This window comes from Psychrobacter sp. ANT_H56B, assembly GCF_008369245.1.
GTDB classification, from domain to species: Bacteria; Pseudomonadota; Gammaproteobacteria; order Pseudomonadales; family Moraxellaceae; genus Psychrobacter; species Psychrobacter cryohalolentis.
On record NZ_VOBF01000003.1, the window covers coordinates 167,352 to 183,655 of the forward strand.

12 protein-coding genes are annotated in these 16,304 nt (G+C 41.9%); 5 read left to right on the forward strand and 7 right to left on the reverse strand.

The annotated features are described in order from the left end of the window. Positions 1-31 precede the first annotated feature (31 nt). From FQ082_RS05540 to FQ082_RS05550, 3 genes are all read right to left on the reverse strand, one after another. A complete protein-coding gene (locus tag FQ082_RS05540) occupies positions 32-562 on the reverse strand; it encodes a hypothetical protein (protein ID WP_149492352.1) in 531 nt (176 codons plus the stop codon). Positions 563-709: 147 nt separating this feature from the next. Further along, on the reverse strand, positions 710-967 hold the full coding sequence (locus tag FQ082_RS05545) for a YheV family putative metal-binding protein (protein WP_133103969.1): 258 nt from the start codon (positions 965-967) through the stop codon (positions 710-712). Next, positions 968-3,163 carry a M3 family metallopeptidase gene (locus tag FQ082_RS05550; RefSeq protein ID WP_149492353.1) on the reverse strand — a complete coding sequence of 732 codons (2,196 nt, stop codon included), beginning with the start codon at positions 3,161-3,163 and terminating at the stop codon, positions 968-970. A 561-nt stretch (positions 3,164-3,724) separates the two neighbouring features. Here FQ082_RS05550 and FQ082_RS05555 point away from each other — a divergent pair. The 3 genes from FQ082_RS05555 (at position 3,725) to FQ082_RS05565 (ending at position 6,870) form a co-directional block, all read left to right on the forward strand. Next, positions 3,725-4,837 (forward strand): hypothetical protein, encoded by a 1,113-nt coding sequence (locus tag FQ082_RS05555; protein ID WP_011512460.1) that lies wholly within the window; start codon positions 3,725-3,727, stop codon positions 4,835-4,837. A gap of 217 nt (positions 4,838-5,054) precedes the next feature. Beyond that, the gene (locus tag FQ082_RS05560) at positions 5,055-5,813 is read left to right on the forward strand and encodes an endonuclease/exonuclease/phosphatase family protein (protein ID WP_133103967.1); all 759 of its coding nucleotides are present in this window, start codon (positions 5,055-5,057) and stop codon (positions 5,811-5,813) included. Positions 5,814-5,874: 61 nt separating this feature from the next. Next, on the forward strand, positions 5,875-6,870 hold the full coding sequence (locus FQ082_RS05565; protein ID WP_149492354.1) for an NADP-dependent oxidoreductase: 996 nt from the start codon (positions 5,875-5,877) through the stop codon (positions 6,868-6,870). Between the two features lie 35 nt (positions 6,871-6,905). Here the strand turns inward: FQ082_RS05565 and FQ082_RS05570 are convergent, their stop codons facing one another. Genes FQ082_RS05570 through FQ082_RS05580 form a run of 3 tightly spaced genes read right to left on the reverse strand, consistent with a single transcriptional unit; the run spans position 6,906 to position 10,388 of the window. After that, on the reverse strand, positions 6,906-7,532 hold the full coding sequence (locus FQ082_RS05570; protein WP_149492355.1) for an alpha-ketoglutarate-dependent dioxygenase AlkB family protein: 627 nt from the start codon (positions 7,530-7,532) through the stop codon (positions 6,906-6,908). A gap of 8 nt (positions 7,533-7,540) precedes the next feature. Continuing rightward, positions 7,541-8,428 (reverse strand): alpha/beta fold hydrolase, encoded by an 888-nt coding sequence (locus FQ082_RS05575; RefSeq protein WP_149492356.1) that lies wholly within the window; start codon positions 8,426-8,428, stop codon positions 7,541-7,543. A gap of 49 nt (positions 8,429-8,477) precedes the next feature. Then, the gene (locus tag FQ082_RS05580) at positions 8,478-10,388 is read right to left on the reverse strand and encodes an ABC transporter ATP-binding protein (protein ID WP_149492357.1); all 1,911 of its coding nucleotides are present in this window, start codon (positions 10,386-10,388) and stop codon (positions 8,478-8,480) included. Positions 10,389-10,665: 277 nt separating this feature from the next. Between FQ082_RS05580 and FQ082_RS05585 the strand changes: the two genes are divergently transcribed. Both FQ082_RS05585 and FQ082_RS05590 read left to right on the forward strand, forming a co-directional pair. Then, entirely contained in the window at positions 10,666-11,514 is an 849-nt protein-coding gene (locus FQ082_RS05585) for an EamA/RhaT family transporter (RefSeq protein ID WP_149492358.1), read from the forward strand. A 173-nt stretch (positions 11,515-11,687) separates the two neighbouring features. Beyond that, positions 11,688-12,578 (forward strand): fructose bisphosphate aldolase, encoded by an 891-nt coding sequence (locus tag FQ082_RS05590; RefSeq protein ID WP_149492359.1) that lies wholly within the window; start codon positions 11,688-11,690, stop codon positions 12,576-12,578. A 110-nt stretch (positions 12,579-12,688) separates the two neighbouring features. Here the strand turns inward: FQ082_RS05590 and FQ082_RS05595 are convergent, their stop codons facing one another. After that, positions 12,689-16,099: an autotransporter outer membrane beta-barrel domain-containing protein gene (locus FQ082_RS05595; protein WP_149492360.1), complete on the reverse strand. Its 3,411-nt coding sequence runs from the start codon at positions 16,097-16,099 to the stop codon at positions 12,689-12,691. Positions 16,100-16,304: the final 205 nt, after the last annotated feature.

Sequence of the window (16,304 nt, forward strand, 5' to 3'; positions counted from 1 at the left end):
AATAAAAGCATACATTATTTGGCGATAACTGCTAATTAGTGTTGGTTTTAACCGCAGTATCAGCCTCTAATTGGGCAATTTGTTGCTCAAGTAATGCGATTTCTTGAGCCTTAAGTTCAGTTAATTGTTTGGTCATGGCAATCTGTTCAGCAGCGAGCTTTTCTTGTTCGGCTAAGCGCTTAAGTTCATCTTCTAAACGATCAATCTCTTCTTTGGCTAAGCTGTTCGTTTTTGGTAATGGGGCTTCTAAGATGGCTTTGGGATCTGAGATATCAGAATCCGTTATGTTAGCGCTACCTTGATTTTCATCATCAATAATATTATTAATGTCATCTTCTAATGGTACGGAAGCAATCTGTGTAGGCTTATCTTGTTCGGAAGTCACCGGCAAATTTTCAGCAGAGCTCTGATTAGATTGAGGTACCGTGCCTTTCCAAACGAAATAACCGATTAACAGCACAATTAATAAAATACCAAACCACCATTTTTGGCGTGGCTTAGCAGAATGGGTAGATTTTTTTGAGACTTTATGGGAGAAAGGACGCATTTTTTTGCTTTTCATACTACGTTCAATTTAGGTTAAAGATATCCTGCCATACTATAGCAAACTCGAAATAAAAAAGCCTATCTATTGATAGAAGGGCGATTAAATACAGCATTGTTCATAGCAATCATGAGATATGACTGTCTGATCGTCAAATATAAAGAGTTATTCTTTGAATTTGACCGTCCCACTGGTTCCGGTAATCATAGCGTCACGAGTTAATTGGTCTTCAAGATGGTTCTTTGCGCTGATCTCATCAGGATCAGGGCGATGTTCAGTATGCCCGCATAGCGTACATTCAATATATTCATCAGGCGCTGGCACAACGATATTGACTTGTACTACCGCATCCATGACTTGACATTTCGGGCAGCGAACGCCCGCTAAAAACTGCCGCTTTGGACGCGTTGATTGATAGCGCATTTAAATCACCTCGCGTGTTATTGAGGCATTGGCAGCCGTACTACTTTTAGTCTGGTCTTTAGTATCAGAAAAACCGCTATGACGTAGCAAAGCATCAATACTGGCGCTACGACCACGGAAGTTTTCAAAATTCACCTTAGCTGGAAAACTACCGCCCACTGATAAAATAGTCTCACGGAAGGCTTTACCTGTGATGGGATTAAAAATGCCGTCTTCTTCAAATTTACTAAAAGCATCAGCAGACAACAGCTCTGCCCATTTATAAGAATAATAACCAGCGGCATAACCACCAGCAAAAATGTGACTAAAGCCATTGGCAAAGCGGTTGTAATCAGGCGTCTGTAAAATGGCAATATCATTACGTACGCTGTTAAGCGTAGTCAAAATACCTTCATAATCGAGCGCCGGCGTGTGCGCATGGATCAACAAATCAAACAAAGCAAATTCGATCTGACGGAGTGTTTGCAAACCACTTTGGAAGTTTTTGACTGCCAATAGCGCATCGAGTTTCTCTTTTGGTAATGGCGCGCCAGTTTCGACATGACTGCTAATAAGAGCAATACCTTCCGCGTCCCACGCCCAGTTCTCCATAAACTGGCTTGGCAGCTCGACGGCGTCCCATTCTACGCCATTGACGCCAGCAACATCACCTACCGTTACTTGAGTCAACAGATGATGTAAACCGTGACCAAACTCATGAAACAAGGTGACAACTTCATCATGAGTCAATAAGCTTGGCTTACCATCGAGTGCTGGGGTGAAGTTACCGACCATAAAGCACACTGGTAACTGTTGGTGGTTTTGCTCTTCAGAACTATAACGTGACTGAAAGCCACTCATCCAGGCACCGCCGCGTTTACCACTACGGGCAAATAAATCAAAATAAAAACCGCCAAGCAAGTTATCATCAGCATCAAATAACTGATAAAAACGCACCTCATCATGCCAGCGTGATACGGATTCATTTTGCTCTTGTACTTTGATACCGTATAAACGCTCAACGATAGCGAATAACCCGCTAATCACTTTTGGTAATGGGAAATACGGGCGAATCTCTTCTTGTGATAAGCTGAACTCGCTTTGTTTGACCTTTTCGGCGATATAAGCACTGTCCCACGGCTGCAAATCTTCAATACTGTAATCTTGCGCATATTTTTGCAATTGCGCCAAATCTTGCGCAGCAGTTGGCGTTGCTTGCACTGCTAAATCACGTAAAAAGGTTTCTACTTCTGCTACGCTGTCTGCCATTTTGGTCGATAGCGATACCTCTGCATAGTTATGAAAACCCAATAGTCTGGCTTTTTGTTCACGTAACTGCAAAATCTCACTCATGATATTTGCGTTATTTAGAGACTTACCTTTAGCATTAGTATGCTCATCAAACTCAGAGGCGCGAGTGACATAGGCACGATATAACGTCTCGCGTAAGTTGCGATCATCGGCATGGGTCATAATGGCAAGATACACAGGAATATTTAAGCTTGCCACATAATAAGGCATCGGTAAGGTATCAATCTCTGTTTGCGTGAGCGAACCATTTGCAAGCTGGCTTGTTTTGTACTGCTCACCAGCATCGGCTATTAATGCCAAACCACTTTCAGTCAAACCTGCTAACTGCTCTGTTTTAAGCGGCAACGCATAAGCTTGAGTGGCGTCTAAAACATGGTCTGAGAAAGTGGCTGATAACGTAGATAGCTTACTTTGAGTAGCCGCAAATTTATCTTGCTCAGCTTTTGGTAAGGCGACCCCTGATAACTCAAAGCTACGTAGCGCAAGCTCAATAGCTCGTGCTCGTGCCGGCTCAAGAGCTGCGAAGAAAGCCTTATCATTGACAATCGCTTGATAACGACTAAATAGCGGCTGATGCTGCCCAACGCGCGTACCATAAGCTGATAGCTTTGGTAACAGCTCATGATGGATATGACGAATCTCATCATTGCTCATCACACTATTCAGATGCGACAAAATGCCCCAACTTCGATCCAATGCCAAATTGATGTGGTCAAAGTTTTTTATATCAATTAGCGCTTGCTCAGCGTCTATCGAGGTAGAAGTATCCTTGCTATCTGTACACACCTTCAACTCATCTAAAAACGCATTAGCCGTGTCAATGGCGCTGATTACTTGCTGTTGTAAAGTGCTTGGTGCAGTATCGGCAAAATCGACAAGATGTAACTTTGAAGAAATAGAAGTCATAAAAGGTTCCGTTATAAATAATGAGTTTGACAGATAAAAGGGTTTAATTTGGCGTAATTATTCAAATCGTTCAAATGATTAACAGGCGTTACTGTTTATATTTTAAAGATATATTAATATCAAGGTTTCTCAAAGTTAAATAGCTTGATGTAAGGCTAATCGTTATGGGGTATTGATAACCATTGTTAATAATCAGCATTTCCATATTTAAATGATGGGTCTTCATCGGTGAAAATGCAAGCTGAAAGCTTGAGCTCTGCTAGGCTGTTAATCAAGTGACCTTTATTAAGGCTACTTTTATTAAGGTTATTGTGGCAAGCGTTGATATTATTTACAAAGCATCATCATTTGCTTGCAAATTAACCCTATAGCTTGTGTGGTCAAGTTGGTAGTGTAATAGGATAACAGGCGTTAATAGTGCTGTAGTATGAATAGCCTGTTAAGCATGCTATGTTATTAAGAGTATGCAGTCGCCTGACCGCAAAAATCTAGAATAAGTAACAGGCAAGGCGTACCAAAAGTAGTATTGGAAATTTATAGTCATAAAACAAGGAGTATTAAATGAAAGCAACTCTTAAAAGCTTACGTGAGACAAAGGCGAATCCAGCAGTCAGTATTTTTGTCAAAACGCACCGCGAACACCCTGCTAATGACAAAGACCCTATTGCCCTAAAAAACCAATTAAAAGTCGTCGAAGAACGTCTAACCAATGAGTATGACAAGCGTACGGCAACCACTATCTTAGACAATATCCATGCTAAGACCAAAGAGCTGAATCATAATCTTAATCTAGATACCTTAGCTATTTTTGCTAGTACTGACGATGTGCAAGTGATCCGTATGCCTATTGATACCACTGAGCGCGTGGTTATCTCACATCGTTTTGCGACCCGTGATTTAGTGCGTGATATGGCAAGCGCTGTGCATTATTATACTTTGGTATTGACTCGTGATAAGGCACGTTTAATTGAAGCCTCTAATGATCGCGTGATACGAGAGTTCGATCTAGACGATACTGCCCAAAATAATATGGAAAACATTCCATTTCCTATCGACAATAATGGACTTCATACGACAAGCGATGGTGGATCAGATCGCTCAGCGAATAATGAGAGTAGTGCGTTAAAAGAGTTCTTTAACCAAGTAGATAAGAGTGTTCAAGAGCTGTGGGGCGAGCATAAAATGCCGCTAGTCGTAGTTGGTGATAGCAAAAATATTGGCTACTATAAAGATGTTTGTGACCGTCCGGATAATATCATCGCTACGGTATCGAACGCCACCAATCTAGATGAGGGTGGGGCACAGCATGTTATCAACAGTGTACAAGAAGCAGTAGAAGGTTATCGTACCTCCTTACACCAAGCGGCACTGGGCGAGATTGATAAAGCGCGCGGGGCAAACAAACTACAGACTGATTTGCAAGAAGTCTATCGCAGTGCTTTTCAGGGTATAGGCGATACCTTGTATGTCCGCCGTGGCTATATTCAACCAGCCAAAATTGATGAAAAAGCGCAAACGCTAAGTCTTGCGGACGACTCAAGTGCAGAAGGTATCACTGATGATGCTATTGGTGAAATCATTGAGCATGTCATTCATAATGGCGGTAAAGCGGTCTTTATGCCACAAGATATTATGAATGCAGATCAACCGATTGCTCTTGTCACCCGCTATTAATAGATGACATAGGCTCAGTAACGAATTAGCCATTGGTCATTGATAGCACATAGGTATAGTATGAGAGCATTGGTTCAGTATGAGCCAATGCTCTTTTTATATTTATGGTTTTCTAGCGCCTCGATTCTATTTCAAACGATTATTTTTTATTTTGAGCTGACCATATTCAATACCCAATACCTACTCTATAAATACTGAGTTTATGACTACTACCATTATGACTAATACCACCTCTTTTGTACTCACAAGTTATAACATTCATAAAGGCATGTCGCCTATGAATCGCCAGGTCAAAGTTCAGGGTATCGCCCAAGCACTTGATATTATTGGTTCGGACATACTCTGCCTACAAGAAGTACAAGGGCAAAACCTTAAGCGTAATATTCAATATAACGAGTACCCTGACCAGTCTCAGCACGAATGGTTTGGTGAATATCTGCAACTAGAAAACAGTTATGGCAAAAATTCAGAGTACGATAACGGCCATCATGGCAATGCGGTGTTGAGCCGATTTCCACTTGATCCCAAGCACAACGTTAATATTACGGTCAATAAGCTTGAGCAGCGCGGAGTTTTGCACTGTGAAGTGCAGCCAGTGGGTTGGGAGGTGCCAGTGGTGGTTCTATGCGCCCATTTAAACCTATTTGAGCGCGATCGTATCAAGCAATATGAAGCGATTTCTAACTATGTCCGAGATGAGATTGCCCCTAACCAGCCACTGATTTTGGCGGGCGATTTTAATGACTGGAAAAAAATGTCTTGTGATAGATTGGCATCAAGCTTGGGTATGACGGAGGCTTTTAAACATTGTCACGGCAAGCTGCTGCCTACCTTTCCAGCAAAGCTACCTGTATTGAGCTTAGACCGTATCTACGTCCGTAATCTCAGAATAAAAGATGCTTGGGTACATACGGGTAAACCGTGGTCAACCCTGTCTGATCATCTGCCTTTGAGTGCAGAACTGGCGTTGCTATAGAGTAAAAATTATTAATGGAATAAAGAACGCTAAACCGTAAAATAAACAAGGATGATAAACAATGTCTGATAAAAGCATACCAATGACTCAAAATGCCGTACTCATACGTGAGTTTGGTGAACCTGAAGTCATGATATACCAAGATGATGTCGCCGTACCTGAGTTGACAGATGATCAAGTGCTGGTAAAAGTTGCTTACGCCGGTATCAATCCAGTCGATTATAAAACTCGTCAAGGTAAAGGCTGGGGCGCCACCAATATCCAAAAAGATAAGTTTGATCATAATCAACCAGCGATTTTGGGTTTTGATATGTCAGGCTCAGTGGTTGACAGTCAAAGTACGAAATTTGCTGTTGGTGATAAAGTCGCAGCATTAACTTTTAACGGTGGATGCTATGCTGAATATGTCGCTGTTGATGCTAAAATGCTGGCACGTGTACCTGAAGCTGTCACCTTAGAGCAGGCAGGCGCATTACCTTGTATCGGACAAACTGCGCTACAGTTTGTTGAGTTCGCTGATATCAAAGAGGGCGAGCATGTAGTGATGAATGCCCCAGCAGGCGGTGTTGGTCATCTATTGATACAGCTTTTGATGAAAAAAATCGCTAAACATAATATTAAAGTCACGCTTATTTGCTCAGCAGAAAAGTATAAAAAACTGGATAGCTTGATAGATACTAGCCAGCTTACAGGCTGGATTGACTACACCAAAAATGATCCGTTCCCTGAGCTGCAAGCCGACGTCTTATTGGATTTGGTCGGTGATGAAGCGGGTGTAAGGGCGCTAGACGTTGTCAAAGAGTCTGGACGTGTATATGTACTACCAACAATTTGGGTAGATAAACTCAAAGAAGCAGGCAGTCAAAAAAATCTAAGCGTTGAAGGTTATGCGGCTCAGCGTAATGGCGAGGATATGGCACGAGTGCTACAGCTGGTAGCAGATGGTCAGCTAACTTTACGTTTGCAAAAGACTTATCCATTGTCAGAAGTCGTTACCGCCCATCATGAGCTGCAAAAAGGCGATGCTTTTGGTAAATTGGTATTGAAAGTCAGTTGAGCCGAGGTTGATTGGATAATAGATTTAGCTAATGGTTAGCTTCGATTATTTGGATATATTTGCCGAAAAGTTAAGCTAATGCGTCCTGTGGCTACCTTTTTAGTTTTGGTAATACTGTGCTTCCAAAAGCTCTGAGTCCCACCATGCATGACAATTAGCTGACCTGACTCAAGATAAAGCTCAACTTTATCTTGAGTTTTTTTATGCTTAAAGACAAATTTACGCGTAGCACCAAGAGATAATGAAGCAATAACTGGTTGCTCACCAAGCTCTCGTTCATCATCGGCATGATAGCCCATACCATCCTCACCAGAAGGATAATAGTTAAGTAAACAGGAATTAAAATTAACATCAATTCCAAGTATTAGTAGCTGCTGCTCAACATGTTGTTTCACATGAAACACAGTATCTGTCCAAGGTATGGTTTGACGCGTATGACCAGAGTACTGGTAGTCAATATCGCTATCACCCATCCAAACGATTTGACGCGTTGTGACATGTGTCTTGCCAAATAAAGTAACGATATCTTCTTGCCAAGGTAACTCAGTCACCAAGTTATAAAATAAGGGGCTGGGATAATCGATCACAATCCCTAAGTCATTTACCTGACCGTCATAAGGCAGTAGATTGTCAGTCGGTTTGGGCGCAAAAAGGTCGGTCATAGGTCAGCTTATTTATTGCTCTGATAATGCTCATTGATAATTTGAGCGCAGATTTCTGGCGCCTCCATGGGTAATAAATGTCCATATTCTGGTAAGGAAATAATACTGCTATCAGGAACAAATTTGTGCCATTGTTTACGCACTTTTGGATTGATAAATAAAGTAGGTTTGCCAGTAATCAAAGTGTAAGGGCAGCTTAGCTTTTTAAGGGCCGCATCAATATGAGGGGCACCAAAATAATTAGCTAACTCTTGTTCTGGTGAGAATAGCAGAGTATAGCTACCGTCATTATTAGCACTCAGGCTTTGTGTAGCAAAGGTTTTTAAGTGAGCATCACTGATACGTTGATACGCTCTCTGTGCCCGCAAGTGATCGAAGTATTCCTGAATACTTGCCCAAGTGGTTTGCTTAGTTACTGTACTTTTAAAGGGTTCTTGACTTAGTAAAAACTGCCGCGGCAACAGATTATATATTCTTGCTTGTTTTTTGGTAAAGGTAACAGGCTCGATAAGGTAGAGTTCTGAGAAAAGCTCTGGACGCTTTGCTGCCGCTATTGCAGTAGCAGTTGCACCCTGCGAGTGTCCAATGCCAACAACTGGTTTATCTTGGGTTTTTTCTAAAAACTCAATCAGCATCTCAGCATCTTGCTCACGCGTTAGGCGGCGTGCTTGCGGTTTATCGTACCAATAGCCGCGTAATGCCAATGAGCTCAGCTCAAAGCTAGCTGCCAGCTCATTTAACAATGGTGTATAAGTACCAACGGTAAAGCTGTTACCCCCATAAAAATGGGCAGGCGCACGTTTATAATCAGTTTGATTGGCTGACCCTAGTTGCTGTAAGTCATAATAGCGAGCCTGTCTGCCAGCAAGGTTGATGCGATTTGTATAAGCTTCCATAAAATAAACACGTCCCTGTGAGAAGTTACTCTTAATAAAGCGCTTTTAATTAACTGTCTTCACCTAAGAAGCCGCCGCTTTGGCGATGCCATAATCGTGCATAGATACCATGTAGATTCAATAGTTCATCATGGCTGCCCTGCTCAATAATTTGACCTTTATCCATCACAACCAGTCTATCAAGAGCGGCAATGGTTGATAAGCGATGGGCGATGGCAATAACTGTCTTGCCAGTCATAATATCGTTCAGGCTTTCAGTAATTGCAAATTCGATCTCAGAATCGAGCGCACTGGTGGCTTCATCTAACAGTAGAATAGGCGCGTTTTTTAGCATAACACGTGAGATGGCAATACGTTGACGCTGTCCACCCGAAAGTTTGACGCCGCGTTCACCAACTTGAGTATCCAGCCCCATGTTGCCTTTATCATCATATAAATCTTTGATAAAGTCCCATGCCTGAGCTTGTTTTGCTGCGATGATAATCTGCTCGTCAGTAGCATCAGGACGACCATAAGCAATATTTTCGCGTACGGTACGATGTAATAAAGAGGTATCTTGGGTCACCATACCGATTTGCTGACGTAAGGACTCTTGGGTCACCTCATCAATCGCTTGACCATCAATGAGGATTTTACCTTTATCGACATCAAAGAAGCGTAAGAGTAGATTGACCAAGGTAGATTTGCCGGCACCTGAACGTCCAACCAGACCGATTTTTTCGCCGGGTTTGATGTCCAAGTAAAAATTATCGAGAAGTTTGATGGTAGAAGTGGCTGATAGGTTACCGTCGTTTAAATTACCACCATCATTATTGTCTGTATCATCGCTGTCATTCTCATAACTGAAGTCGACATGATCGAAGACGATACGACCTTCTGTGACTTTTAAAGCTGGTGCATTGGGTTTGTCAATGATGGTTTGCGGTGCAGATAAGGTACGCATACCGTCCTGTACCGTACCGATACTTTCAAACAAACTTGCCGTCTGCCACATAATCCAACGCGTTAAACCATTCAAGCGTAGCGCCATGGCAGTTGCAGCGGCAATAGCACCGACACCAATGGCTTCTTGTTGCCATAAATACAAGCCAATACCGGCAGTACTACTGACCAAAACAACACTAATCAAATGCGTTGAAAACTCAAGATAGCTGACCCAGCGCATTTGTGCATGGACGGTACCCAAAAACTGCCCCATGGCGTTTTTGGCGTAACTGAGCTCACGGCGCGAGTGACTAAACAGCTTGACGGTCATAATATTGGCGTAAGCATCAGTAATGCGCCCCGTCATCAAGGCGCGAGCATCTGCTTGTACGATAGCCGTCTGTTTGAGTTTAGGTATGAAATACCACATCGCAAGCCAAACTAATACAAACCATGCGATAAAGGGGATCAGTAGCAAGCTGTCAAGATTGAAGAGAATGATACCTGAAGTAATAAAATAGACAGCGACATACATAAACATGTCAGTAACTGTCATAACGGTATCACGTACTGCCAATGCGGTTTGCATCACTTTAGCAGAAACGCGACCGGAGAATTCATCTTGATAAAACTGCATCGATTGACCAAGCATACGCTGATGAAAACGCCAGCGCATCTGCATGGGGAATACCCCTTGCAAGGTTTGAAAATGGATAAATGAGGATAAGGCAATCCATAATGGGCTGACAATCATCACCGCCAGCATGAGCAGCAGCATGTCGCCTTTTTCTAGCCACAGATTTTGCGGGGTATAAACCCCAAGCCAGTCAACGATATTTCCAATCCAAGCAAAGAGCATGGCTTCGTAAATACCAATACCGGCTGACAAAATCATAAACAGCAGTAGCCAGCCGCGTAAACCATTGGTGCACGCCCACAGAAACTTTAGCATACCATCGCGAGGTGAGGGCAGCGGCATTGGAGTTTCAGGGAAGGCCGGCAGGCGATTTTCAAAAAAGCGAAATAGAGTGTTCATAGGCAATAGCAATACGTCAAGAAAAGCGTGAATAGACGCAATCTTGAGCCATTATATAAGTGAGTAAGTAGGCATCTATTTTAGCAAATCTTGACCAACACGCTTACAGGCTAATTGTAATTTGAACGCATCAGACACTCATAGGACCATCTGATGATACATGGGCATAAATAGCTTGCTGCATAAGAAATATATTGTTACATTCTATGGTTTTCTCTCCTTCTAAATTAACACTGATATATACCCTCGATATGATGGATGACTAAGGTAAAGCGTTATGATGTATTTAACGATAGCAGTGCTGTGTAGCGTTGCCGTCTCTGTATTACTTAAAATATTGCGCCAACGTGATATTGATATTCGTCAAACCATCGTTGCCGGCTATCCGGTCGCCTTTTTATTGACTTGGTTTCTATTGAAGCCAGATGTCAGTGGCATGAGTGACCTTGGTGGAGCATGGGTAATTATTATCGGCCTTGGTGTACTACTGCCTGCGGTATTTATTATACTCGGGCGCGCGATTGAAGCAGTCGGTATGGTAGCTACTGATGCCGCTCAGCGACTGTCCTTGATCATTCCTATTGTCGCCGCTTTTTTATTATTTGGTGAAGTATTGACAGGCATACGTGTTTTTGGCTTATTGCTTGGGTTTTTGGCGCTCGGGGCGCTGATTTATCGTCCGCAGCAGGGTGAGATTAGCAAACAAGCCAAACATACACCGCTATGGTTGTTTGGCGTCTGGGCAGGCTATGGCATTATTGATATTCTATTTAAACAAGTTGCCAAGCAAGGTGCTGCCTTTCCACTGACACTATTTGTCAGTTTTGGGTTGGCAGGTCTGCTATTGTTGATTTATCTGCTCATCATGCGCGTACGCTGGCAGGGCAATGCACTTGCAGCAGGGATATTACTTGGTGCGCTAAATATGGGTAATATTTATGCCTATATTCGCGCTCATCAAGTATTGTCAGAATCGCCAAGTATCGTCTTTACTGGGATGAACGTTGGTGTGATTGCTGTTGCTACTCTTATAGGCGTTGGAGTATTTAAAGAATCACTCAACCGTATCAATATATTGGGTTTATTATTGGCGATTTGCTGTGTCGCAGTCTTGTTTTTGGCGTAGATATCTTTGGCGTAATATAGGTATGACAACAATTTTATAAATGCTTTTGCCGTTCAGTTATAGGCACATATAGCATCCTATGGTAAGGTTATCTACGAACAGTTAAACTAATATCAGCTAAAAATATCATTTGTGACACTTGACCTCAATAAATAAAATAGGATGCTCTTTCCATGGAATACCAAAAGCAATTACAACGTATCAAAAATGGTTCAGGATTTATCGCAGCCCTTGACCAAAGTGGTGGCAGCACGCCAAAAGCGCTAGAGAATTATGGAGTTATGGGCGATGCCTATGACAATGACGAAGCCATGTTTGACCAAGTGCACGAGATGCGAGCACGTATCATGACGTGCGACTGCTTTGATAATGAGCGGGTACTTGGTGCAATTTTGTTTGAAGATACTATGGAGCGCGCGGTCAATGGCAAGCCCACTGCCAACTATTTATGGGAAGACAAGCAAATCGTCCCGTTTTTAAAGGTGGATAAAGGCTTAGCAGAGCGTATGAATGGCGTGCAAGTCATGCGCCCGATGCCAAATCTAGATCTATTATTGGACAAAGCAAAAAACTATCCAGTATTTGGTACTAAAATGCGCTCCGTGATTTATGAGCCAAGTGTTGATGGCATTGAGCTAGTCGTCCAACAGCAGTTTGACGTAGCAAAGCAAATCCTATCAAAGGGTCTAATGCCGATCGTTGAGCCAGAAATTGATATCAATAGTGAGAAAAAGCATGATTGTGAGCTGATTCTTAAAACCAGTATTTTGCATAATCTTGAGCGCTTAAATGATGAGCAACAAGTGATGCTCAAGCTGACCTTACCTGAAGAAGCTGGATTTTATCAAGAACTGATTGATCATCCAAAAGTATTGAAAGTCGTGGCATTATCGGGTGGTTATAGTCGCACGGATGCCTGCGCAAAATTGAAGCAAAATCCGGGTATGATTGCCAGCTTCTCACGTGCCTTTACTGAAGGTTTGAGCAAGCAGCAAAGCGATCAAGAGTTTGCTGATACTATTAATACTTCGATTGATGAGATTTATCAGGCGTCGAAGATTTGAGGTTCGAGAATTAATATCGAAGATAAGTGAACATTAAATTAGAAACATAAAAAAAGCTTGAACCTAATTTTATTAGATTCAAGCTTTTTTATTTCATAACTATTTAAATACTAAAACGTCGTTTGTAGGGTGATGCTCGCGCCTTGCTCATCGTAGTTATCACGCCATTCTCCGCGATAGCCCGCTGAGATCTTCATATTAGCAGTCGGACTATAGCTAAGACCGATACCAGCGATACCAATCTCGCGACCAACTTCCTGACCAACGGTTGTGAACTTGTCATTCGGCATACCAATGAAACTGGCAGTAATATCAGAATGTTTATCGCCGTTTTCAATGGCGGCCGCTAATTGACCAGTCAAAGCCAGTTTTGGCGTTAAAAGCTGTGACATACGCAGTCCTGCTGTCCAGCGCATTGACTCGTATTTATTCTCATCGACATTCAAGTTATAAACACCAGCCCCCGTTTCTTGGTAACTATCACTTTTTGCTTGGGCGTAGTTAAATTGAGCAAATGGTGTTATATGACGCTGCTCAGTACCGACGCGATGACCAACACCCACTCCTGCTTGCAAGGTATCAACAGAGTAATCAGAGCTAGCAACAGCATTAGTTAAGATAGACAGATTGCGTTCGCCTTTTACATCACTGCTACCAGCACCCGCATGGAAGTTTACATTCGTCGCTTCACTTGCAGCATAGTTGCCGTAACCGAGAATTTGCCAGTTTTTAGCGGTCAAATCATGATCTAGATTACTGTCATCGGTGTTCGCATCAGTATTGATATAAGAAACTGCAACTCCTAAGTTAAGATCGCTATTAATCGGTGTATCTAATCCAACGATAGCACCATAGCCTTCAGTCTCATAGCCAGTAATACCGTTTTCCGCTTCATGAGTGCCGTTATTACCGATTATTTTTACCCAAAGATTGCGCTCAAGCGTGGTTGAACGATGCTCAGTCACTGCCTCACTAACGGCATAGTTGGTATCAGTAATGATGCGATTAGTGGCACCCATAAATAATGGCTGCAATTGGTTCGCTGCTGCCGCCAGTTTAGATTGGTTAAAGTTAATGGTTGAGCTAATAAGGTCATCAGCTAAATCATTGTTGCCATTCGCTACACGATCTTGAATAGCTCTATCTAAGACGTAAGCAAGGCTTAGATCATTTCGGTTAAATTGGCTCAGTACCGATTGAGCAAAGGTGGTATCAACAACTGGCGGTGTAACAACTGGCGGTGTAACAACTGGCGGTGTGACAACTGGTGGTGTGACAACTGGTGGTGTGACAACTGGTGGTGGTGTGACAACTGGTGGTGGTGTGACAACTGGTGGTGGTGTGACAACTGGCGGTGTGACAACTGGCGGTGTGACAACTGGCGGTGTGACAACTGGCGGTGTGACAACTGGCGGTGTGACAACTGGCGGTGTGACAACTGGCGGAACAACAACTGGGGTTATTCCCATTTTTAGATTTACAGCATTTGGATTGCTATAATCTGCATAGAAGCTTACCAGTGGGCTATTATCGCTCACAGTTCTAAATTCACCTTTGCGAGTATTTGCCTTTATGACATCTTTAATTAAATTATCTGTCTTTACTTTAGAGATATCTTCAGCATAAACATATAGGTCTCCTTCACTAATATCAATATTACCATTAACAATAAGCTTGCCATACTCATTGTTATCAATGATGCCGTTGCTATTATTATCATATACGCCAATGGTAAGTGTTTCATCTTTTGCCATTGAGTAATCACCGTTAATCTTAAGTGTACCTTCTGCCACACCTAAATCTCCAGTCCACTGCTTACTGCTCATAGAAAACTCGAGATTACCTGAGCCTGTCTTTACAAAACCGCCACCGTCCTTAAAAGAAATCTTGCCAACGTTTCCTGTAATGACTGCATTTGGATTGATGACCACATCAGTTGCAATATACTCATCAGGCTTATCAGCACTAAACACAAAAGCTTCGGTATCAAAAACGACGCCCTTATTACCTAGCTGAATAATATTGTCCTTAGTGAAATTTGCAAACAAGTTTGGTTGATCTGCTTTGATTTCAACAGTTGTACCATCTAGATAAATATCAGACTGCTTTGATGCTATATTTCGTTCTATACCTTTGACAGATAAATAGCTATCTATTCCGCTAGCCTTGAGTACACCGGAACCAGTATTACCAATTACAAGATTACCTGTTCTAAATGAGGCGTTATTAATATTTAACGCCCCTTTAGCTTCTTGAGTGTTTTCACCAAAACCTCCAACGTAAGTAGTGTCGCTGATACTGACTTTACCAATACTGTCAGGCTCATTATTCACATTCAGCGTACCATTACCTTGCTGTCCTACAATCATGTTTGCACTGTTCAAACGTGATGCGCTTAGCGTAACATTTCCTACAGCGCCTTTGTTTTTTCCGATCACAATGTCATTAGAAAACGTAGATACTGAACTATCTCCTTCTAAATTCACATTCGCAACGCTATCTACACCATTAGCGATAATGATATTCTTATCAGACCGCAAACGTGAATCCGCGCTCAAAGTAACGTTAGCGACCGTACCATCGCCATTAGCGAGAATAAAATCATCTTTAGAAGATACTGAGCCATTATCTAAGTTAAGACTCCCTGAGCTACCCGTTTGATTAGCGACGATAAAATCACTATTGGACCTAACACTACCAGAAGTGGAGATTTTTAGAGCACCTTCACCTGCATCACCTATTATAATTTTGCTAGCATTAATAAATGAATGAGGTCCACTCCTGCTTGGTGTTGACACTTCAACTAGGTTATTTTTGCTACCTAATTTACTACCTACGATAAGAGCTTCTTCGATATTCACTACGCCTATATTTTTGACGGTGAAATTTCCAGTACCTTCATTTCCAACATATACGTTTTGTCTAAAAATTACATCAGCTCCGTCACCATCAATCACTACTTTACCATCACCCGTACTTTTATTCCCTATATAAGCGTCTTTGTAAATGAGAAGGGTACCAGTACCTCCTGGTTCTGCATTCGGGTCATCATTTTTTAATGTGAACAAACCTTTACCAGCATCGCCAACGGTCAACGTATTATCAAGATAAAGCCGAGATTTGTCTTTAATTAAAACCTCACCATTCGCGCCTTCGTTTTGGCCAATAGTAAGTGTAAATGTGTCTAAAACCCCATCATCAACTAAGGTTAATTTCCCGTTGCCGTCTTTACCTACAATCGTTGGAAATTTGGCTTCTATTTCACTACCTTTACCACTAACAATCACATCCTCTGAAATAACATAAGGATTATCATCAATTACGTGAACCTTGCCATCATCATAGGTAACTGCCATTGCTGTTCCTGATAATCCAAGCATAGATATAGCCAGCGGGGCAAGTATAAGCTTAGTAGCAACTTGAGATTTTCCTGAGGATTTCCCGCGAGATTTAGCAAGCTCAGACACGCACTGATAAACACCTAAAGAATGATTGAAAACGACACGGTAAACATGATTCATACAGAGACCTTAAGAATAGTTGTTTGTTAAGTAACACTTTATTACGTATTTAGCATTATCTTACCCTAAAATATTTTCCTGTCTATCTTTCTTTACACAATTGTTCATATTCCAAAGAGAGCCATTATCCTTCGAAATTTTCCTTTGACAAATATGATTTAGCCGCTATATCAGAAGCTTGGATAACTAATTAAATATACACTTG

What these genes read in the sequence shown, in the direction of transcription:
- FQ082_RS05555 (WP_011512460.1), top strand. Translation starts at nt 3,725, where the DNA reads ATGAAAGCAACTCTTAAAAGCTTACGTGAGACAAAGGCGAATCCAGCA.
- FQ082_RS05550 (WP_149492353.1), bottom strand. Translation starts at nt 3,163, where the DNA reads ATGACTTCTATTTCTTCAAAGTTACATCTTGTCGATTTTGCCGATACT.
- FQ082_RS05590 (WP_149492359.1), top strand. Translation starts at nt 11,688, where the DNA reads ATGGAATACCAAAAGCAATTACAACGTATCAAAAATGGTTCAGGATTT.
- FQ082_RS05585 (WP_149492358.1), top strand. Translation starts at nt 10,666, where the DNA reads ATGATGTATTTAACGATAGCAGTGCTGTGTAGCGTTGCCGTCTCTGTA.
- FQ082_RS05580 (WP_149492357.1), bottom strand. Translation starts at nt 10,388, where the DNA reads ATGAACACTCTATTTCGCTTTTTTGAAAATCGCCTGCCGGCCTTCCCT.
- FQ082_RS05570 (WP_149492355.1), bottom strand. Translation starts at nt 7,532, where the DNA reads ATGACCGACCTTTTTGCGCCCAAACCGACTGACAATCTACTGCCTTAT.
- FQ082_RS05575 (WP_149492356.1), bottom strand. Translation starts at nt 8,428, where the DNA reads ATGGAAGCTTATACAAATCGCATCAACCTTGCTGGCAGACAGGCTCGC.
- FQ082_RS05565 (WP_149492354.1), top strand. Translation starts at nt 5,875, where the DNA reads ATGTCTGATAAAAGCATACCAATGACTCAAAATGCCGTACTCATACGT.
- FQ082_RS05545 (WP_133103969.1), bottom strand. Translation starts at nt 967, where the DNA reads ATGCGCTATCAATCAACGCGTCCAAAGCGGCAGTTTTTAGCGGGCGTT.
- FQ082_RS05540 (WP_149492352.1), bottom strand. Translation starts at nt 562, where the DNA reads ATGAAAAGCAAAAAAATGCGTCCTTTCTCCCATAAAGTCTCAAAAAAA.
- FQ082_RS05595 (WP_149492360.1), bottom strand. Translation starts at nt 16,099, where the DNA reads ATGAATCATGTTTACCGTGTCGTTTTCAATCATTCTTTAGGTGTTTAT.
- FQ082_RS05560 (WP_133103967.1), top strand. Translation starts at nt 5,055, where the DNA reads ATGACTAATACCACCTCTTTTGTACTCACAAGTTATAACATTCATAAA.